Source organism: Gaetbulibacter aestuarii (assembly GCF_039537665.1).
Lineage (GTDB): Bacteria > Bacteroidota > Bacteroidia > Flavobacteriales > Flavobacteriaceae > Gaetbulibacter_A > Gaetbulibacter_A aestuarii.
In genome coordinates this window covers 451353-470335 of the sequence record NZ_BAABAY010000002.1, presented here as the reverse complement: position 1 = coordinate 470335, position 18983 = coordinate 451353, and the positions used below count along the sequence as shown (strand labels likewise).

Annotated in this window: 19 protein-coding genes and 1 tRNA gene; 13 read left to right on the top strand and 7 right to left on the bottom strand. The window is 36.9% G+C overall.

Translation table 11 applies throughout. The annotated features are described in order from the left end of the window. Window positions 1-25 precede the first annotated feature (25 nt). Entirely contained in the window at window positions 26-757 is a 732-nt protein-coding gene (locus ABD682_RS10905; RefSeq protein ID WP_344741380.1) for a DUF6090 family protein, read from the bottom strand. Window positions 758-1273: 516 nt separating this feature from the next. Here ABD682_RS10905 and ABD682_RS10900 point away from each other — a divergent pair. Then, window positions 1274-1468, top strand: a complete 195-nt coding sequence (locus ABD682_RS10900) for a cold-shock protein (protein WP_344741378.1) — start codon at window positions 1274-1276, stop codon at window positions 1466-1468. Between the two features lie 377 nt (window positions 1469-1845). Here the strand turns inward: ABD682_RS10900 and ABD682_RS10895 are convergent, their stop codons facing one another. Continuing rightward, entirely contained in the window at window positions 1846-2079 is a 234-nt protein-coding gene (locus ABD682_RS10895; protein WP_344741377.1) for a hypothetical protein, read from the bottom strand. 229 nt (window positions 2080-2308) lie between these two features. Then, on the bottom strand, window positions 2309-2674 hold the full coding sequence (locus tag ABD682_RS10890; protein WP_344741376.1) for a hypothetical protein: 366 nt from the start codon (window positions 2672-2674) through the stop codon (window positions 2309-2311). Window positions 2675-2882: 208 nt separating this feature from the next. Here ABD682_RS10890 and ABD682_RS10885 point away from each other — a divergent pair, with 208 nt between their 5' ends. After that, window positions 2883-3905 carry a M28 family metallopeptidase gene (locus tag ABD682_RS10885; protein WP_344741374.1) on the top strand — a complete coding sequence of 341 codons (1023 nt, stop codon included), beginning with the start codon at window positions 2883-2885 and terminating at the stop codon, window positions 3903-3905. A gap of 65 nt (window positions 3906-3970) precedes the next feature. On the opposite strand, the gene ABD682_RS10880 is transcribed toward ABD682_RS10885, so the two are convergent. Both ABD682_RS10880 and bshB1 read right to left on the bottom strand, forming a co-directional pair. Further along, window positions 3971-4046: transfer RNA gene (locus ABD682_RS10880), tRNA-His, on the bottom strand. A gap of 92 nt (window positions 4047-4138) precedes the next feature. Beyond that, window positions 4139-4855 (bottom strand): bacillithiol biosynthesis deacetylase BshB1, encoded by a 717-nt coding sequence (bshB1, locus tag ABD682_RS10875; protein WP_344741373.1) that lies wholly within the window; start codon window positions 4853-4855, stop codon window positions 4139-4141. Window positions 4856-5265: 410 nt separating this feature from the next. Here bshB1 and ABD682_RS10870 point away from each other — a divergent pair, with 410 nt between their 5' ends. The 3 genes from ABD682_RS10870 (at window position 5266) to ABD682_RS10860 (ending at window position 9549) form a co-directional block, all read left to right on the top strand. After that, window positions 5266-7107 (top strand): SLC13 family permease, encoded by a 1842-nt coding sequence (locus tag ABD682_RS10870; protein ID WP_344741372.1) that lies wholly within the window; start codon window positions 5266-5268, stop codon window positions 7105-7107. Between the two features lie 33 nt (window positions 7108-7140). Beyond that, window positions 7141-8772, top strand: coding sequence for a phosphoenolpyruvate carboxykinase (ATP) (gene pckA / locus ABD682_RS10865; protein ID WP_344741371.1), 1632 nt, complete (start codon window positions 7141-7143; stop codon window positions 8770-8772). Between the two features lie 93 nt (window positions 8773-8865). Further along, a complete protein-coding gene (locus ABD682_RS10860) occupies window positions 8866-9549 on the top strand; it encodes a DUF2490 domain-containing protein (protein WP_344741370.1) in 684 nt (227 codons plus the stop codon). A 4-nt stretch (window positions 9550-9553) separates the two neighbouring features. Here the strand turns inward: ABD682_RS10860 and ABD682_RS10855 are convergent, their stop codons facing one another. After that, window positions 9554-10138: a TMEM175 family protein gene (locus ABD682_RS10855; RefSeq protein WP_344741368.1), complete on the bottom strand. Its 585-nt coding sequence runs from the start codon at window positions 10136-10138 to the stop codon at window positions 9554-9556. A gap of 119 nt (window positions 10139-10257) precedes the next feature. On the opposite strand from ABD682_RS10855, the gene ABD682_RS10850 reads away from it, so the two are divergent. The 3 genes from ABD682_RS10850 to ABD682_RS10840 all read left to right on the top strand — a co-directional run bounded on the left by ABD682_RS10850 (window position 10258) and on the right by ABD682_RS10840 (window position 12390). Next, entirely contained in the window at window positions 10258-10923 is a 666-nt protein-coding gene (locus ABD682_RS10850; RefSeq protein WP_344741367.1) for an HAD family hydrolase, read from the top strand. 100 nt (window positions 10924-11023) lie between these two features. Then, on the top strand, window positions 11024-11677 hold the full coding sequence (locus ABD682_RS10845) for a SatD family protein (RefSeq protein WP_344741366.1): 654 nt from the start codon (window positions 11024-11026) through the stop codon (window positions 11675-11677). Next, window positions 11674-12390, top strand: a complete 717-nt coding sequence (locus ABD682_RS10840; protein WP_344741365.1) for a DUF3307 domain-containing protein — start codon at window positions 11674-11676, stop codon at window positions 12388-12390. Before ABD682_RS10845 ends, ABD682_RS10840 begins: the two co-directional genes overlap by 4 nt. A 1-nt stretch (window position 12391) precedes the next feature. Here the strand turns inward: ABD682_RS10840 and ABD682_RS10835 are convergent, their stop codons facing one another. Next, a complete protein-coding gene (locus ABD682_RS10835) occupies window positions 12392-15580 on the bottom strand; it encodes a cytochrome c biogenesis protein CcsA (RefSeq protein WP_344741364.1) in 3189 nt (1062 codons plus the stop codon). A gap of 149 nt (window positions 15581-15729) precedes the next feature. On the opposite strand from ABD682_RS10835, the gene ABD682_RS10830 reads away from it, so the two are divergent. The 5 genes from ABD682_RS10830 to ABD682_RS10810 are packed head-to-tail and all read left to right on the top strand — an operon-like array spanning window position 15730 to window position 18922. Continuing rightward, on the top strand, window positions 15730-16488 hold the full coding sequence (locus ABD682_RS10830; protein WP_344741363.1) for a Rossmann-like and DUF2520 domain-containing protein: 759 nt from the start codon (window positions 15730-15732) through the stop codon (window positions 16486-16488). Further along, window positions 16478-17008 (top strand): KdsC family phosphatase, encoded by a 531-nt coding sequence (locus ABD682_RS10825; RefSeq protein ID WP_344741362.1) that lies wholly within the window; start codon window positions 16478-16480, stop codon window positions 17006-17008. Before ABD682_RS10830 ends, ABD682_RS10825 begins: the two co-directional genes overlap by 11 nt. A gap of 16 nt (window positions 17009-17024) precedes the next feature. Next, window positions 17025-17345 (top strand): hypothetical protein, encoded by a 321-nt coding sequence (locus tag ABD682_RS10820; protein WP_344741361.1) that lies wholly within the window; start codon window positions 17025-17027, stop codon window positions 17343-17345. Window positions 17346-17376: 31 nt separating this feature from the next. Further along, window positions 17377-17967 carry a Maf-like protein gene (locus ABD682_RS10815; RefSeq protein ID WP_344741360.1) on the top strand — a complete coding sequence of 197 codons (591 nt, stop codon included), beginning with the start codon at window positions 17377-17379 and terminating at the stop codon, window positions 17965-17967. Window positions 17968-17995: 28 nt separating this feature from the next. Beyond that, a complete protein-coding gene (locus ABD682_RS10810) occupies window positions 17996-18922 on the top strand; it encodes a septum formation inhibitor Maf (protein ID WP_344741358.1) in 927 nt (308 codons plus the stop codon). Window positions 18923-18983: the final 61 nt, after the last annotated feature.

The window sequence follows — 18983 nt, the reverse complement described above, 5'->3', positions numbered from 1 at the left end:
ATTGGGTTTTGAGAGCTTGATTATTTCAATTATTATCTAATAGTTGTAACAGTTTTTCAGTTTGATTTCTCATCTGATTATTTTGGTCTGTTCGAAAATAATAAAGACGTAATTCAGCCAAAATTTTATTGTTAAACAACCTATATTGCTCCGATTTTAAATTAAATCTCCAATCATTCAAGCTATTAAAATCACTCTGCGAAAAATCATTAAAGGAAATTAAGTCGATAGCTTTTTCGAATTCGATATTGCTTAAGGTCCATTTTTGCTCCACTTCAATTCTGTTTTTTTCATAAAACTCCTGGATGGCCTTTAATTCTAAAATGGCCGTTTTTTTCTCTAAACTAAATAAAGAAAGATTACCGGTGCTAATAATTTCATCAATGGTATAAGCAATACTTCTGTAACTAGCACCATTATATCGGATATCATACATTTTTTTAATAACTGTATCGGTGTCTCTGGTAGGGTTTTTAAAGTATGAAATGTAATTCACAATTTTTTGGCATTGCGTAATGTTAAAACTATCAAGACTGTTCAACATTTTTAAATCATTTTTTAGTTCTGAAACAATATTTTGTTCATACTTTTTTACTTGCTGATTTTGTTTTGAAATCTCATTGGCATTGTTGATTTGTAAAGCAATTAAGATCCCTATAACCACCAATACCGTTTCACCAATAGCATATTTTAGATAGTTGGATGTCTTACCCTGATCAATGAGCTTTTTGCGTATACTTCTGAAGAATTTTATCATTTGTTAGTGGTTGGTTACTATGATACACAACGGTTTGCATCAAATTGCGTTGTGAAATCCCGGAACCTAAGATAGGGAAAAAGGTGGATAATTAGCTAAGTCCCGGTTTTTCTAACCGGAAATAACTGCTTCAATTTTTTTCCCTGTGTTACTTATTTGCCATTATTAGGTTAGTTGTAATATTTGTTGAATTTTATTTCCAATCTTTAGAAACCTGTCGATTAAAATAAAATGCTTTAAATCAAAACTAAATCAAAAAATTAGGTGACGTCAAATAAATAGTCTACTTTTGCCCAACAATAAAATATACCTATAGAGTTTTAAGGTAGTATATAGTACAATTAGTTTTTACGAGTTTTTCTCTACTTTCCAATTTTATTTTTACAATTACTTTTTCAATAGTGTTATTAAGTTAATAGATTGTTTTTCAGTCTAATTATTATGCTTTAGTATGCTTTTCTTAACTAGGATATTTTTATTGAGAAAAAATAATTAACAATTTAAAATTAAGTAAAGATGCAAGAAGGCACAGTAAAATTTTTCAACAATTCAAAAGGATTCGGATTTATTAAATCATCAGATACAGGCGAAGAAATTTTCGTACATAATTCTGGTTTAATTGATGAAATTAGAGAAGACGACAAAGTACAATTCAGTACGGAACAAGGAAGAAAAGGATTAAATGCTATTAACGTAGAAGTTATAGATTAATTCACAAAAATATTTATCCCTTTTTGAGATAAAAATTTATACAAAAAGACCGCTTTAATAAAGCGGTCTTTTTTTATGAATAAAATAATTTTCATCGTAATCTGAGGCTAAAAATACTTTACAAACCTTTGATCAAGCACTAAACCAAGTATTATTTTTTAAATCTATAATTCTTAGATTGATTCCACTGAATTTATTTTTTTAAACTTATAGTTGCAGCCCTCAACACACAGGATATAAGTTGGGTTTATGAATAAGTATCCTGATTCAAAATTTATTTTTTCAATAAATGTTCCTTCAGGGTTTTCTATTCCTGTGGTAAATCCATCACAATCAAATTTGAGCGTTAATTCATTAGAGTCCAGCGTGTATGTTCCTTAGGTACATTCTTCAAATCTGTTCGATAAAAAATTCCCCTTGCTTAAAAATGTATATTTATATCCATTTTCAATAGGATTCCAGGTTCCCGGGCCACCATCACTAGAGTAAATTTCCACTAATTGCCAGGTTCCGATAATGGATTGCTCTTGCTTCAGGTCATCCTCCTTATTGCAACTAAACAAAGTAAAGACAATGAAACTAACAATTCCAAATTTTAAAATATTATTCATAAATATCATCTTTTAAGTAAGATGAATATTTTATCAAAAGGTTGCGCTCCAATGACTGGTAGTAAGGTTCTTATTTATGAAAAGTTGCCTCGTGTAGCATTAAACTTAACAAGACGGCCTATCGGTAAGCAGTTGTACAAAAAGTTGAAAATTTCACAGAAATTTTCAGAAGCAGTCGAGAACCTAAGAAATGAATGTTACATGTTGTTGGCATTAGGTTTTTTTTTTATTAATTACATTGGATATTTTTACCCAAATCAATGGCTCTTTTAGGTACGAGCTTTTTAAATTCTTCTGGTGTAATGTTGTAACCAAAATTAGTTGAAGCTAATAGGATGTAGTTTTCGTTTTCACAATTAAAGTTAATAAAACTTCTAATTTCTTTTGATTTACCCTCTGAAATCAATGCTATTTCTCCGTTATCCAATTTATATGCATACCAAGTGTTAGAGTATACTGCGCCCACAGATTCGGTTAACAGGAAAATTCTTTTAGAAGTTTCCACTTTTAAGTCGATCTTGTTTTCTTGTCCAAAAGTTTTTGGAGAGAAGAATAATAAAGTCAAAAGGTTTATTACTTTAACAATATTACTCATAGTTTTATTAATTGATGTTTTGTTGTTTTCAAATATACTAAAACTCGCAAATGTAGGTAAATATACCCCTTTTTGAAATCTATACTACGGATAAGAGGAACTTTTGGTGACCTTTATCTGTTTTTACTTTTGCCTTAATAATGTTAATTTCAACAAAAAATAAATATCAGTTTCCCTCACTTTTCGTATTATCGTAAAAAATTTTTTCATGAAAAAACTCGTTTTGATAGCTTCGGCCCTATTTTTCCTGCATACGGCCTGTGCCCAAATGGCTACCGCCAGCGATATCAACATCGCTACCAAATACGCAAAGACCATTAAAGCTTCCGACCTTAAAAAACTACTTTATGTATACGCCTCTGATGATTTTGAAGGCCGCATGACGGGAGAACCCGGACAAAAAAAGGCCGTGAATTTCCTGAAAGATCACTACATTAAATATCAGGTTCCTTCAGCATTTGGTGGAGATGATTATTTTCAAAGCATCCCTAAAAGTTATCTGCGTGATAAATACAACGACTCTGAAAATGTCCTGGCTTTTATTAAAGGCTCCGAAAAACCCAATGAGGTTCTGGTCATCTCCGCTCATCTGGATCATATAGGTATTTCCAAAAATGGCGAGATTAATAACGGCGCTGACGATGATGGTTCCGGAACCATTGCTGTTCTGGAAATTGCCCGAGCTTTTCAAAAGGCTGTGCATGACGGACACCGACCAAAACGCTCCATTTTATTCTTGCACGTTACCGGTGAAGAGATCGGACTTTTCGGGTCGCGCTACTACACCGATAACCCGGTGTTTCCTTTGGAGAATACGGTTACCGACCTGAATATTGATATGATTGGTCGTGTGGATCCAAAACACGAAGGCAAACCCAATTATTTATACCTTATTGGTTCTGATCGTTTAAGTAAGGAATTACACGATATTTCTGAAGCCGTAAACAAAAAATACACCAAACTGGATTTCGATTATACCTATAACGATAAAAATGATCGAAACCGGTTTTATTACCGATCCGACCATTACAATTTCGCTAAGAATAATATCCCGGTGATCTTTTACTTTAATGGTACGCATGCCGATTATCACCGCCCTTCGGACACACCGGATAAAATAAATTACGCGTTTTACGAAACCCGCACGCGCCTCATTTTTTACACTGCCTGGGAACTGGCCAACCGAAAAGATCGCGTGAAACTTGATGGTACCGATGTAAAAACAGATTAAACATTCAAAAATAAATCGTACAAAAAAAGCCTTTCAAAAATTAATTTTGAAAGGCTTGTATTTTTGGGTGGAAGATCGGTCTCGAACCGACGACCTCCTGAACCACAATCAGGCGCTCTAACCAACTGAGCTACAACCACCATGTTAAACGCACAATAAATGCGAGTGCAAATGTAAAGGATTTCAGTGGTATCTACAAAGACTTTTTTAATATTTTAAACACGAAACAGGAACTACTTCAGGTCGTACAAACTGTCTACAGCCACATAACGTCCTACAGTAAATCCTTCAGCGTATTCAACCCCTACCAGGCGTCCCAGATCGCGGGCACGATATTTAATACTATCCGTAAAATTCTTGCTGGATATAGGTGTTTCCGGGTCTGAACTAGCCGGGTTGAAAAATTGGGTCTTAAAAGCTAAAACCGCTTCCATTTTGGTGTTGATATAATCGGAAACATCAACCACAAAATCCGGCTTCAGATTTTTCCACTGGATATAATGATACACATGTTTCGGACGCCATTTCTGCTGTAGTTCGCCCTCATGTTCTGTATCAATTTTGATCAATCCGCTCAAAAAACAGGCATCACTTACCAACTTACTTCCTTTTCCATGATCGATATGCCGATCCGATACCGCATTACATAACACAATATCCGGTTGATACTGTCGGATCTTTTTGATCAGGGCCATTTGGTGCGTTTTGTCGTTCATAAAGAATCCATCGGCAAAATCCATATTCTCACGAACAGATACACCTAAAATATCAGCACTGTGCTTTGATTCTTCTTCTCTGGTTTCAGCAGTACCTCGCGTACCCAATTCACCACGAGTGAGATCGATGATCCCAACTGTCTTTCCCTTTGCAATTTCTTTGGCTATCGTTGCGCCACATCCCAGTTCCACGTCATCAGGATGAGCTCCAATAGCTAGTATATCTAATTTCATCTTTAACTATTTATTTTTCTTCTGTCATTAAAACCTTACTGTCTGCTAACTTGCTAAACAACCGCAACTTTCCACTGGTGGTGTTTTCAAATTTGATCGATAAGGAATTACAAATAATGATTTTAGCGTTTTTTTTATGCAAAAATAAAGTATTCTGACGCTTAAAAAAGATTCCCGTCTCAAAAATAAGCAATCATTTTTAAGATTCCCTCAAAATCATAATATACTATTACGTTTTCGCTTGTAAAATTAGGAATTAAGACCTCTAAAAATCTCTATTTTGGTAAAAATGACCATCAATCTTAAAGTATGACATTCGTCATAATATACGGTAAACCTAGGCTCTAATTTTATACTGTTGTTTAAAAGCAATTATCGTTCAAACAAATTCAATTTTTCAAAATCCTACCATGATCTACATAATGCTTGCCATATTAATTGTTACCATCGCCTTCTTTGTTTGGGGCAAATTTACGCCAGATATTGTAGCCTTATTATCCATGATCACCTTATACCTCACAGGTATTTTGGATGCTCCGGAAACCTTAAGCGGATTCAGCAATCCAACCGTTATCATGATCGCTGCTTTATTTATTATTGGTGAAGGCATCGCACAAACCGGATGGACCGCCATGGCGGGTAAAAAATTTGTGGAATGGGCCGGTAACAGCGTTCCAAAATTATTGGTAATCGTTACTCTGGGTGCCGGTGTACTTTCGGGCTTTGTAAGTAATACGGGTACGGTGGCAACCTTAATGCCTTTAACCATTTCATCGGCCTGGAGCATCGGGACATTGCCATCTAAATTCCTGATTCCGATCGCTTTTGGTTCCAATACCGGTGGCTTACTCACGCTTACCGGAACACCTCCTAATATTATTGTTAGTAATGCCTTGATTGATAGCGGATTTAAAGGTTTCTCGTTTTTTGAATTTGCGTTGATTGGTTTGCCTTTACTCATCATAACCCTGGTTTATTTTCGATACGTTGGTTATAAATTATTACCGAAAAATAAAACCAACAACAAACCTGTGAATATTGAATCAACCCTATACCATTGGATTGATGCCTATAAAATTGATGATGGCTATTACCGATTAAGAATACGTTCATTGTCACCACTTATCAATACACCAATTAAACAATGGAATTTTGAATCGGATTTCGATGTGGCGATTCTTCGATTGAAAAGAAGACATCCCAAGGTATTAAAAAAGATTCCTGCTTTTGAAGAATTTCCTGATGGTGATACCGAATTGCGTTATCATGATATCATTACAGTTAAAGGTGATGCAGCAGCGATAAATAAATTGATGATCACCTTCCGTTTAGGCCTATTACCTCTAGAGCCAAGCGTAGACGAATTGAAACACAATTTAATAAATCAAGAGGTTGGAATGACCGAAGTTATTGTATCACCGAACTCGGCTTTGGTGGGCAGACAATATACACTAGGAGAATATTTTAAACGATACAGCATCCAATTACTGGCAGCTTCCAGAAACAATAAACCGATTGAAGAAAAAACCATTACCGTAAAACCCGGAGATACCTTTGTGATCCGTGGTACCTGGCATGATATTGAGGCTTTGAAAAAACAATATGAAAATCTGATCATCATTGGGAGTCCGGAAGGTATGGCTAAAAATGTGGCCAAGTTAAGTGGTAAATCCTACATCGCGCTAGGCTCACTTTTGCTGATGATCGTACTTATGGTATTTCATATCGTTCCGGGATCTATTGCAGCACTTATTTCCGCAGGCATCATTTTACTCACCGGTTGTGTTCCTATCGAAAAGGCCTATAAAGGCATTAGCTGGACTAGCGTTGTAATGATCGCTGCCATGATCCCAATGGGCATTGCACTTCAGAAAACAGGTACAGCAAAAGTTATCGCGAACGGCCTTGTAAGCTACTTAGGAGCCATACATCCTATTTTGTTGTTAGCCGGTATTTTTATACTGACCACTACTTTTAGTCAGTTTATAAATAATTCGGCTACAGCGGTTTTAATGGCACCGATAGCGCTATTAGCGGCGCACTCGCTAAACCTGTCGCCAAAACCTTTTATGATCATCGTGGCCATAAGTGCTTCCACCGCATTTTTAACACCTATTGGAACCACAACAAACGCCATGGTGATGACGGCAGGAGGCTACAAATTTATGAATTACCTGAAGGTGGGAGCGCCTTTGTTATTGCTACTCTGTATCATTTCACTCCTACTTGTACCCCTATTTTGGCCCTTTTAATAAATCTAATACATAACGCTAAATCTTAAAATTATGAAAACAAATCAAAAAGCTCAAAAAGACCGGAATCTCGGATCATACGGACTGAAAGATGTAAAAGTAAACTGGAATTTAACTCCGGAAGAATTACAGAAAATTACTTTAGAAAAAGGTCTGGGAGAAGAAACCTTAAACGGTACTTTGGTTATTAAAACCGGAAAATTTACCGGACGTTCACCTCAGGACCGCTTTATAGTTAAAGACGATTATACAGAATCTAAAGTGTGGTGGGGAAAAGTTAATAAACCTGTTTCTCCTGAAAACTTCGATAAATTAGAAAAAGAAGTTCTTAACTACCTTTCGGGTAAAGAACTTTATGCCCGTGATGGTTACGTTTGCGCCGATCCGGAATATAGAACCAATGTTCGAACCATTACCGAACTCCCCTGGTCTAACATGTTTGTCTATAATATGTTTTTGAGACCGAGCGAAAAAGAACTTGAAAATTTTGAAGAAGATTGGCTGATACTTTGTGCTCCCGGCTATGAATGTCCAAATCCAAAAGATTATGGCATCCGACAAGGTAATTTTTCAATATTGAATTTTACTAAAAAAATAGCTTTAATCGGAGGTTCTGCCTATACCGGAGAAATGAAAAAAGGTATTTTCTCTGCCTTGAATTTTATCCTTCCAACAGAAAATAAAGTACTTCCAATGCACTGTTCTGCCAATGTAGGTAAAAAAGGTGATACTGCTATTTTCTTTGGATTGTCCGGTACCGGTAAAACAACCCTATCCGCCGATCCTAATCGTAAATTGATTGGTGATGACGAACATGGCTGGACTTCAGATAATATCATTTTTAACTTTGAAGGTGGTTGTTATGCCAAGGTTATTGATCTTACTGAAGAAAAAGAACCTGAGATCTTTAATGCCATAAAACCGGGCGCTATTCTTGAAAATATTATTTTAAAAGACAATAAAGAACCTGATTATGAGGATAGTAGCATTACCCAAAACACCCGGGTAAGCTACCCTATTTACCACATTCAAAATATTCAGGAAACCTTGTTTGCGAATAATCCGAAGAATATTTTCTTCCTGACCTGTGATGCTTTTGGTGTGTTGCCTCCTGTTTCTAAATTAACAGCAGGTCAGGCAGCCTATCATTTTATTTCAGGTTATACAGCTAAGGTAGCAGGAACTGAAGCAGGCATTACCGAGCCCGTACCTTCCTTCTCAGCTTGTTTTGGAGAGCCTTTCATGCCATTACATCCCACGGTTTATGGAGAAATGTTGAGTGAAAAAATGACCAAAGCCAGCGTTAATGTATGGTTGATCAATACTGGTTGGAGCGGCGGCCCTTATGGCACAGGATCTCGCATTAAACTGAAATATACACGCGCCATGATCACGGCTATCTTGAATGATGAGTTAGCGGATGTAGATTATGAACAAAATCCCATATTCGGATTATATACGCCCAAGTATTGCCCCGGTGTTCCTACAGAGATTTTGGATCCTATGAACACCTGGCTTAAAAAAGGCGATTACATCCGTAAAGCCATTCAATTAGCGCATTATTTTCATATCAATTTTGAAAAATTTGCTTCTCAGGCGAATGAGAACATTGTTGAAGGCGGACCTCTAATTGATGAACATCATCATTTACATGAACACCTTTAATTCATTTTTATAATCCTAAAAAGAGCACCCTAAAAGCTCTTTTTAGGATATTAAAAAATTACTCAGAAGTATACTCCCAAATATTACCAGCTCATGAAGCTTTTCCCTCGCTTTATCTTGATTGTATTGTTTACAACCTCGTTAAGTTTTTCTCAATCAACACCAGAAACCACCTTAGGCGCCTGGTATATGATCGATGGAAATCATCAAATATCGAAGAGAATAAGTCTTAAGACAGGCTTGCAGCTACGCACCTTCGAGCCCCTGGACAACATCAATTTGATGTTCTATTACACCGGCGTAAACTATCATCTAAAGAACAAGTCTATGTTCACCCTGGCCTATTGTTATCTGGATATTGACAAAACATTTAGCAGCGTTGGTACCAGTCATTTATTTGAAAACCGTTTTTACGAGCAATACTACATCAAAAGTACTGCTTTACTCCCCATAAATCATCGCATTCGATTAGAACAACGGATCTTTAATTACCAACATAGTCATAATGTAAAACATAGAATGCGTTATCGCATTGGATCAAAAATTATACTGAATAAAAGTTTATTTATATCGGCATCGAATGAATTCTTTTTTAATTTCCAAGACCAGATCATGGATGAAAACCGGTTTCAAATTTGCCTAGGATTCAACATATCAAAATCCGCCAATATACAATTGGGATATTTAAATCATGAAATTCACCAAATGAATTTAAACCGGATGCTGGTAAGCTATTGCTTTAAAACCAATTGGATGTCTGATAAAAAAGAAAAATGAGCGGTTAATTTTTATCCCGAAGTGTCCTTTCAATTCTACGATCAGGTATTAACCACATGATCGCAACAGCTATGAACAAGGCACCGGAGATCCAAATATTTACAAAAGCTGTCGCAATCCCGGTGATATAGAGAATCGGCGAAGCCTTTCCTTTAAGGTCTTTACCTAAAGCCCGGGCTAAAATGGAGGTCTTTCCATGACTTTTAATAATAGTCGTTTGAAGAATAAAATAAGCCAAGGCAGCACCAAGTAATACAATGCCGTATAAAAACACAGACGCCGAAGAAAAATGATTTTCCCCCATCCAACCTGTGGTAAATGGTACTAAGGATAACCAAAACAACAAATGCATATTAGCCCAAAGTATTGTTCCGGTTACATGTTGCACGGTATGCATCATATGATGATGATTATTCCAGTAAATGGCGATGTAAATAAAGCTTAGAATATAGCTTCCAAAAACCGGAATTAGCGGTTTTAAATCTTCAAAAGCACCGCCATGAGGCACTTTTAGTTCTAAAACCATAATGGTTATAATAATCGCTAGTACACCATCTGTAAAAGCTTCTATGCGTCCTTTGGTCATCATACGAAAATTGTTCGTTCTAAAATTACAATTAAATTTTTTAATTTTTAACCATGTTATTCCTTGTAAGAACTTTGTTGTAAGAAGGTTATACAATTCCGTATCTTCGCAAAAAATTTACTATGGTTAAAGCCGTGATTTTTGATATGGACGGGGTGATCATTAACAGTGAACCGCTGCATCGCTATGCTTATAATCGCATGTTCGAGGACTTACAAATTGATGTTCCCGCGGCGCTTTATGAATCGTTCACCGGCCAATCTACCATAAACATTTGCAAACGTCTGGTGGAGCATTTTGATCTGAATGAAGATCCGGAATCTCTTGTGGCTATTAAGCGTAAGCACTTCGATTACGTTTTTGATAACGACAATGACTTTGATCTTATCGAAGGTGTTTTAGATCTTATCAAACATTATCACGACGCCGGGATCACACTGGTTTTAGGTTCTTCAGCCTCCAGGGCCGGAATCGAACGTATTTTTGAACGTTTTAACCTGAATCCCTACTTTAAAGCGAAACTTAGTGGCGCAGAGCTTAAAGCGTCCAAACCGCACCCCGAGATCTTTTTAAAGGCAGCTGATGCCTCTGGACATGCTGTTTCAGAGTGTGTGGTTATTGAAGATTCTACGAATGGTATTGTTGCAGCTCAAGCGGCCGGTATTTTCAGCATTGCCTATGATAGCTTTCATTCAAAAAATCAGGACTATTCAAAGGCCAATCTGGTAATCAAGGATTTTAAGGAGATCACTCTCGATAAACTTCAAAAGCATTTTACCAATATTTAAAATGGCTCTGTTCTTGATAACTTTTTATTAAAATATTACCGTTTTTGGATATATTTTGAAATATTACCGTTTTTGGATATATTTTAAAATATTGCCGTTTTTGGATATATTTTTTGTATATTTGTTATTCGATTTTTATTTGATTACGAATGATATGACGAGCATCATCACAGGAGATATCATAAACTCCAGGGCAGAAAACCCTGAAAAATGGCTCCCAGCTTTAAAGGAAACCTTAGCCTTTTTTGGAAAATCTCCGAAACAATGGGAAATTTATAGGGGAGATAGTTTTCAGTTGGAAGTGTCTCCAGATAAGGCACTATTGGCCTGTGCGCTGATAAAAGCCACCATCAAACAATTCAAAAACATTGATGTTCGCCTGGCCATTGGCATTGGTGATAAAAGCTATGATTCAGACAAGATTACCGAATCGAATGGCACTGCTTTTGAACATTCGGGAACTTGTTTTGAAACCATGAAGCAGTCTACACTGGCGATAAAATCTCCAAACAACACATTTGATGATACACTAAACACCATGTTTGCTCTGGCACAATTAACGATGAACAGCTGGAATACAACGGCTTCAGAAATCATCAAAATAACATTGAAACAACCTGAATTGGATCAAAATGATCTGGCTGAACTTTTAGGAAAATCACAAGGGAATATCAGTAAAGTGCTCAAGCGTGCAGGCTTCGACGAGATCTCTAAATTATTAAACTATTACAAAACACAAGTCCAAAAGTTATGATGAGTCTTTTTATAAAAATATTCCTTGCGCATATTATCGGCGATTTTATTTTCCAACCTGAGCATTGGGTAAATCATAAACAAGAACATAAACTCAGATCAAAGTATTTGTATGCTCACATGGTGGTTCACCTTTTGGCTCTTGTAATTATCCTCCAGTTTAACACAAACTACTGGCTTGGAATACTGATTATTTTATGCTCGCATTACATCATCGATGGTATAAAATTGTATCTGAATTCAAAATTTAACCCACGGTGGTTATTCGCTTTAGACCAATTGGCACATATTGCGGTTATAGCATTTGTAGTTCAAATGTACACGGATATAACCTGGAATATTCAAGCCTTATTTGCTCCGGAAATATTACTCACCATAACCGGGCTTCTTTGTGTTACCAAGGTTTCTTCTATCATCATGAAAATATTGATCTCGAAATGGGATCTAAGTGCCTTCACTAATGAAGCTTCTCTAAAAAATGCGGGTGCTTATATTGGCATGTTAGAGCGCCTGTTCGTTTTTGCTTTCATTATTACGAATCACTGGGAAGGTGTTGGCTTTTTAATTGCAGCTAAATCTGTTTTTCGATTTGGAGATCTATCAAAAGCAAAAGACCGTAAGCTCACCGAGTATATTTTAATAGGTACCCTTTTAAGCTTTGGTTTAGCTATAGCCTTTGGGTTAATCTATCTCTATGTTATAGAAATGCTATAAATTATTTTTTATAAAATTTTGCATAGCCCCGGTAAGAGACAAAACCTAAAAGCGCCACAACGGCACAGGCAATTCCTATAAATTTCAAACTTACAATTTGATCACCACTGGCGTAACTATGAAGTCCGGATAAATAAAAATTCACTCCAAAATAGGTCATCATAATACTCGAATACGCTACAATGGACATGAGATTAAAAAACCAGCGTCCGCGGAGTCCCGGAACCAAACGCATGTGCAATACGAAAGCGTAAACCATGATACTGATCAATGCCCAGGTTTCTTTCGGGTCCCAACCCCAATAACGACCCCAACTCTCATTAGCCCACATACCACCTAAAAAGTTTCCAATAGTAAGCATTACGATACCAACCGTTAAGGCCATTTCATTAATGATAGTAAGCTCCCGAATATTGAGATCCATTTTCTTTTTATTCTTTTTGCCGGTGAAGGTCATCAGTAATAAAGAAACGGCGCCCAGGATCATTCCTAAGGTAAACGGACCATAACTTGCCACAATAACTGCCACATGGATCATGAGCCAATAACTATTCAATACCGGCTGTAAATTGGCAATTGCCGGGTCCATCCAATTCCAATGGGCTACCATTAAGATCATAGAAGCAACAAAGGCTGTTGAAGCGATGGTTAGGTCACTTTTTCGGCCGAAAGCCAAACCAAAGAACATGGTTGCCCAGGCCACATAGATCATCGATTCATAAGCATCGCTCCATGGTGCATGACCAGAGATATACCACCTCGCGATCAAGCCAGCTGTATGCAATATGAACAAGCCTAAAATGATGAATTTAAACAAAGTAACACCGCCATTGATGAGTTTATTCTTGTCATTAAAGATCTGAACGATCAAAAAGATAAACATTAAACTACCGGCGTAGATGTACCAACTGAATAGCTTTTTAAAGATATCGTACTTGTTATACAATATCTCTGTGTTTATCTTTTTATCACTCAACATTACAGAACCACCATATCTGTGCTGCGTGGTTTTAAATGCTTCTAATAATTTGTTGGGTTGTGAGAAATCGCCTGTTTGCTTTGCCTGATCCAGCGTATATAAGTAGGCAGAGAATCCACTATTTATGAAATTAGCGTACAACGAATCCTTTATTTTGTAATCGCCGTTTCGATAATCGTATGTGGAAATCCATTTATTATTGTCATCATCCGGTAAAGGAAATATTTTTAAGGACATTCCTTCTATGGTATTGAACAACAAATTCACACGTTCATTAGTTTCTTTGAATTCCTTTTGAAACGCATTTGGCAATGTAGTACGATAAGCTTCATCCAGATATGGTCCTAATTTATATTGTCCGGTACTTGTGAAAAAATCTGCAAGAGTCACATACTTTTGAGATTTAGGAACCCCAATGATCGAACGAATGGAATCGTCTTTTCTGGTTTTGAGATAAACGATAGGAACACTGTACCACAATTGTGGGTTTTCCTGCATGGAAAGAAATACCTGATTGGCATTAAAGTCTTTGTAAGTATCACTTTTGCTGAGTTTTCTAAGTAACTCGGAAGCGTAAGTGTTCACAGGCATCATACGACCACTAAGATCCTGAATTACCAAATGACCAAATTCATCTGCATGTTTCGCAGGTGTCATGTTGGCTTTTAGAATGGAATCGATCTGTGCCTGAGATGCGCTCATATGATTGTGACCGTCATCAGCAGAATGGTCCTGAGCCTGAACCTGTAGGGCGAAACAAAGCACGAGTACTGAAAGCACTTTGGCTTTTTTGGATTTTACTTTTTCGAGCATCCGTTTGAGGTCGCCAAATCGAGAGCCTTTCACGAACAAGATGAGCATTAGTCCAGTATACAAAAGCATATATCCCAAATAGGTAAAGAAAGTTCCCCAGGCATCGTGATTTACCGAAAGCACGGTTCCTTGTTCATCGGGATCAAAACTCGATTGGAAAAAACGATAACCTCCGTGATCCAAAATATGATTCATGTAAATATTATAATCGAAGTCACCATCCTTTTTATCAAAAACTGTGATCTTACTGGAATACGATGAATACCCTTTTTCAGTTCCGGGATAACGCTCCGCTTCAAAATCATTCAACTTAATGGAAAACGGTAATTTCAGAATTTTGGAGCCGTAATCGAAGGTGAAATCGAGACCTCCAACGCTTACTTCTTTATAATTTCCTGCCGTACCCTGACCTCCGATAATTCCAACGGTTTTGGTCTCTCCCCCGGTTGTGATCTGAAGTTTCACACCGTCCTTATCGTTCTTAAGAATTCTTGATTTTTTAACAATATCAAATTTCCCTTTAACCACGGGTTTAGGAAAAACCAATTGGGTGTTTCCTATAATATAACGAGAGCGCAGGTGTAATGGTTGAATACTATCTTTAACCAACTTACCTTGTGTCTGGGTTGCCATAGTTAAATATTCACCTTCAAATGGCGATTGAATCGTTAATGAATCACCTTGAAACGTAATATTTACGGCACCTTCGGTAGGATTATTCAAAGTGTATAAAATGTTGTGAATACTTTGAACCGGGCCTCCAACCTTTAAAAAATGATTATGCGGGGAGCCACCACTGGATTCAACTAATTTTAAATAGGATTCGCCATTTTCATCGGGAATAATATCTTCTTCTGCTCCTTTTATAAAATCGACCAACTTGATCGTTACCGGTTGCTTATTGTAATCTGTATTAACTTCAAAATCGTTATCCAAACGTTCTGAAAAATCCACTTGACTTTCAAAAGTACGACGTTGTGCAACGCCATTAATTTCATAATTTCCATCTATAAATCCAGTCAAATAGGTTTTCTGTGAATAGAAGGTATCCTCGGTAGCACCTTCGCGAATATGCATCATGCCTTCAAAACTGATGTAACGGGTAATAAATGCCCCAAGTAAAATGAAGATAAATGCCAAATGGAAAATTAAGGTCGACCACTTTTCTTTCTTGTACAAGCGATATCGATAAATATTTCCAATAAAATTAATAACGAAGAATACCATAATGGCCTCGAACCACCAGGCATTGTAAATTAAATTTCTAGTGAAAGCTGTTGGCGACTTGTCGGCTCCCGCATCGAGAAAAGTTCCGGTAGCCATGGCCGCGGCAAAAAGAATGAATAAAACAGCTGTAAGTCGCGTAGAGAAGAGAATCTTAGCTAGTTTTTCCTGCATAATTGTAGCCCTTTTTTGGGTTCTGCAAATTTACGTATTAAACTTTACTTAATAGTGTTAAAGTAATCTAAAAAAGTATGGTTTTTATTGAAATCTGTAATTTTAAGGTTCTATACGTTTATGTCGTAATTCATTAGTATTTTAGCAGTATGATATCAGTTGTATTACTTGGGTCCGGAAATGTGGGCACCCATTTTTTTAAAGCTATTGAAAAGGCCGAAAACGTTCGGGTGGCGCAATGGTTTAGTCGTCAGATAGATAGCATCAAAGGCTATAAAAACAAGACTGCCATTACTGATAATTTATCCGAACTTATGGAGGCCGATCTTTATATTCTTGCTGTGAGCGATGACGCCATAGCTACATTATCTTCTGCCCTTCCTTTTGAAAACAGATTGGTTGTGCATACCTCGGGAAGTGTTAATGTTCATGATCTGGATAAAAAGAACAAGCGCGGAGTTCTCTACCCGTTACAGACATTCAGCAAAGGCGCAGAAATGGATTTTAAAAATGTACCTATTTGCATCGAAACTCTGGACAAAAAAAGTTATCCTATATTGAAAGAAGTGGCCACGAGTTTGGGTAGTCCTACAAAACGCGTAAATAGTAATCAGCGACGCGTTTTACATCTTTCAGCCGTTTTTGTGAATAATTTTACGAATCAGCTGTATCGCATCGGGCATGAGATCACGGAAAGTGAAGCGGCAGAGTTCGATCTTTTGAAACCACTGATCATGGAAACCGCTAAAAAAATCCAAACCCTATCACCTTATATGGCACAAACCGGACCGGCAAAACGTCACGACAAAAAGACCATTGAAAAGCATTTGGATTTGTTGAAGAATCCTGAACACAAAGCGATCTATAAACTCTTAACAAAATCAATTCAAAATACCCATGGAAGATAAAAGTTATAAAGAATATTTAGAACATATTACCACCTTTATTTTGGATATTGATGGCGTTTTAACAAACGGAAACGTTATTGTAATGACGAATGGTGATCTGGTTCGAACCATGAATATCAAAGACGGTTATGCTTTAAAAACAGCTCTGAATCACGGTTATCATATATGTGTGATTTCCGGGGGAAGTAACGAAGGCGTGCGTTTTCGATTGAATGGTCTTGGCGTTAAGGATGTGTTTTTGGGCGTTCAGGATAAGATTAGCTGTTTGGACGATTACATGAAGACCAATAAAATCAAACCTGAAAATGTATTGTATATGGGTGATGACATTCCTGATTTTGAAGTGATGCAAAAGGTTGGATTACCATGCTGTCCGCAAGATGCTGTTCCGGAAATAAAAGCCATTTCAAAATATGTTTCTCATAAAAAAGGTGGAAAAGGTGCTGTACGCGATGTGATCCAACAGGTCATGAAAGTTCAGGGTAAATGGGCCCTAGATGTGAATGCAAAATATGATTAATTAAAACTACGAGAGTTTGGCACCAGTCCGAAGAAGACATATTATGGGTTTTGGTTATGTTGGATTTAAAAACACCCTGAACGTATTTAGCCAAACCAAAAAAATTCCATTTTCTGATTTAAAAGAGAGCCTCAATCAAAAAAGTCATGTACATCACCAATGTGATTTCACGCATAAATCATTAAGCAGAAGCGCCAAAGAACATCTTAAAGAGACCATCCGAAAGGAAGAAAAAGTACGTAACAGAAAAATTTATATTGTTTTTATATTGAGTGCTATCCTGGTATTATTTATCATCTATCAATATATTTTGATGGTATTCCGGGCTCAAAACTAAATTCAAATTACAATGTCAATAAACTAAGACTATGCTTCAAGACCGACTTAAAGATTATCATATCATTTTAGCATCGGGATCGCCCAGGCGACAAGCATTTTTTAAAGATCTGGGCTTGGATTTCGAGATTCGTCTCAAGCCTGTTAAAGAAGAATTTCCTGATCGCTTAAAGCACTTTGAGATCAGTGATTATCTGGCACAATTGAAAGCCCTGCCCTATTTAGAAGAATTACAAGACAACGATATTCTTATTACAAGCGATACTATAGTATGGCATGAGAACGAGGCTTTAGGAAAACCTTGTGATGCTCGGGAAGCTTACGAGATGCTTCGATCTTTAAGCAATAAAACCCATGAGGTTATCACTTCGGTATGTTTTACGACTAAAACCTTCAATAAAACCTTAAATGAGGGTACCAAGGTGACCTTCAAAGCACTTTCAGATGACGAAATCTGGCACTATATCGAAACCGCTAAACCCTTTGATAAAGCCGGGGCTTATGGTATCCAGGAATGGATCGGTAAAATTGGAGTAATTAATTTGGAAGGTTCTTACTTTAACGTGATGGGCCTACCCACCCAACTTGTTTATAAAACGTTAAATGACATGGTAGGCCGCTGAGATGTTCGTAATTTTATCAAAAATGTTTATGAAATCGAACTACATCAAGATCAAAACTACGGTTTTGTTTTTAGCAGCGTTACCGATTATTTTAAGCTCTTGCAACCAAAAGACTTCCTCTGAAAATCAGCCTAAAAAGGAAGCATCTCAAATAGATAAATCCTCTCAGAAAAAAGACTTAAGCGAGGCATTCAAAGCCTACTGGTATCGTGGTAAAGCGGAAGTAACTTCCTATAAATTAGAACAAGCCCGATATGGTGAAATGCGCGATGGCCATGCCGTTTTGGTTTACGTTACAGAGGACTTTCTACCGAAAGAACAGGTTAAAGCCGATTATCGAAACCCTGAAAATATTTCAGTCTTAAAACTCAATAGCATAAAAAAATTCACAACGGGAATTTATCCTTATTCGATCATGCAAAGCACGTTTTATCCCGTTAATAATGAAGAGCATGCTATCAAGGTTTCTGCCTCGATTCAGGAGTGGTGCGGACAAACCTATATGCAGCTAAACAACAGAACCGACTTTGAAGCTACGATCCATTCTTATTTTCAATCCGAAGGTGATCAAAATTTTCATTTACAAAAAACGATTCTGGAAAATGAATTATGGACGCAACTTCGCATAGACCCAAAGTCGCTGCCGGTGGGTGAACTCGAGATTATTCCGTCATTTGAATATCTGCGATTAAAGCATGAAAAACTACAAGCTTTTAAAGCAAATGCCAGTTTACACCAAGGCGTTTACAGGATTTCATATCCTGATCTACAGCGTGAATTGGAGATACATTTTAGTCCGGATTTTCCCTATGATATTTTGTCCTGGGAAGAAACGTATCCGGATAATGATAAAATGTTAACCACAAAAGCCACAAAATTAAAAATGCTAAAAACAGCGTATTGGCACGAAAACAGTAATTCATATGAAAGGCTTCGAGATACCTTAGGCATTTAATAAATCCTCTTAAAATCCTGTAATTAGTTCGCTACTCTACTGTATATTTGCAGTAATTCAA

What these genes read in the sequence shown, in the direction of transcription:
- ABD682_RS10905 (WP_344741380.1), bottom strand. Translation starts at nt 757, where the DNA reads ATGATAAAATTCTTCAGAAGTATACGCAAAAAGCTCATTGATCAGGGT.
- ABD682_RS10900 (WP_344741378.1), top strand. Translation starts at nt 1,274, where the DNA reads ATGCAAGAAGGCACAGTAAAATTTTTCAACAATTCAAAAGGATTCGGA.
- ABD682_RS10895 (WP_344741377.1), bottom strand. Translation starts at nt 2,079, where the DNA reads ATGAATAATATTTTAAAATTTGGAATTGTTAGTTTCATTGTCTTTACT.
- ABD682_RS10890 (WP_344741376.1), bottom strand. Translation starts at nt 2,674, where the DNA reads ATGAGTAATATTGTTAAAGTAATAAACCTTTTGACTTTATTATTCTTC.
- ABD682_RS10885 (WP_344741374.1), top strand. Translation starts at nt 2,883, where the DNA reads ATGAAAAAACTCGTTTTGATAGCTTCGGCCCTATTTTTCCTGCATACG.
- bshB1 (WP_344741373.1), bottom strand. Translation starts at nt 4,855, where the DNA reads ATGAAATTAGATATACTAGCTATTGGAGCTCATCCTGATGACGTGGAA.
- ABD682_RS10870 (WP_344741372.1), top strand. Translation starts at nt 5,266, where the DNA reads ATGATCTACATAATGCTTGCCATATTAATTGTTACCATCGCCTTCTTT.
- pckA (WP_344741371.1), top strand. Translation starts at nt 7,141, where the DNA reads ATGAAAACAAATCAAAAAGCTCAAAAAGACCGGAATCTCGGATCATAC.
- ABD682_RS10860 (WP_344741370.1), top strand. Translation starts at nt 8,866, where the DNA reads ATGAAGCTTTTCCCTCGCTTTATCTTGATTGTATTGTTTACAACCTCG.
- ABD682_RS10855 (WP_344741368.1), bottom strand. Translation starts at nt 10,138, where the DNA reads ATGATGACCAAAGGACGCATAGAAGCTTTTACAGATGGTGTACTAGCG.
- ABD682_RS10850 (WP_344741367.1), top strand. Translation starts at nt 10,258, where the DNA reads ATGGTTAAAGCCGTGATTTTTGATATGGACGGGGTGATCATTAACAGT.
- ABD682_RS10840 (WP_344741365.1), top strand. Translation starts at nt 11,674, where the DNA reads ATGATGAGTCTTTTTATAAAAATATTCCTTGCGCATATTATCGGCGAT.
- ABD682_RS10835 (WP_344741364.1), bottom strand. Translation starts at nt 15,580, where the DNA reads ATGCAGGAAAAACTAGCTAAGATTCTCTTCTCTACGCGACTTACAGCT.
- ABD682_RS10830 (WP_344741363.1), top strand. Translation starts at nt 15,730, where the DNA reads ATGATATCAGTTGTATTACTTGGGTCCGGAAATGTGGGCACCCATTTT.
- ABD682_RS10825 (WP_344741362.1), top strand. Translation starts at nt 16,478, where the DNA reads ATGGAAGATAAAAGTTATAAAGAATATTTAGAACATATTACCACCTTT.
- ABD682_RS10815 (WP_344741360.1), top strand. Translation starts at nt 17,377, where the DNA reads ATGCTTCAAGACCGACTTAAAGATTATCATATCATTTTAGCATCGGGA.
- ABD682_RS10810 (WP_344741358.1), top strand. Translation starts at nt 17,996, where the DNA reads ATGAAATCGAACTACATCAAGATCAAAACTACGGTTTTGTTTTTAGCA.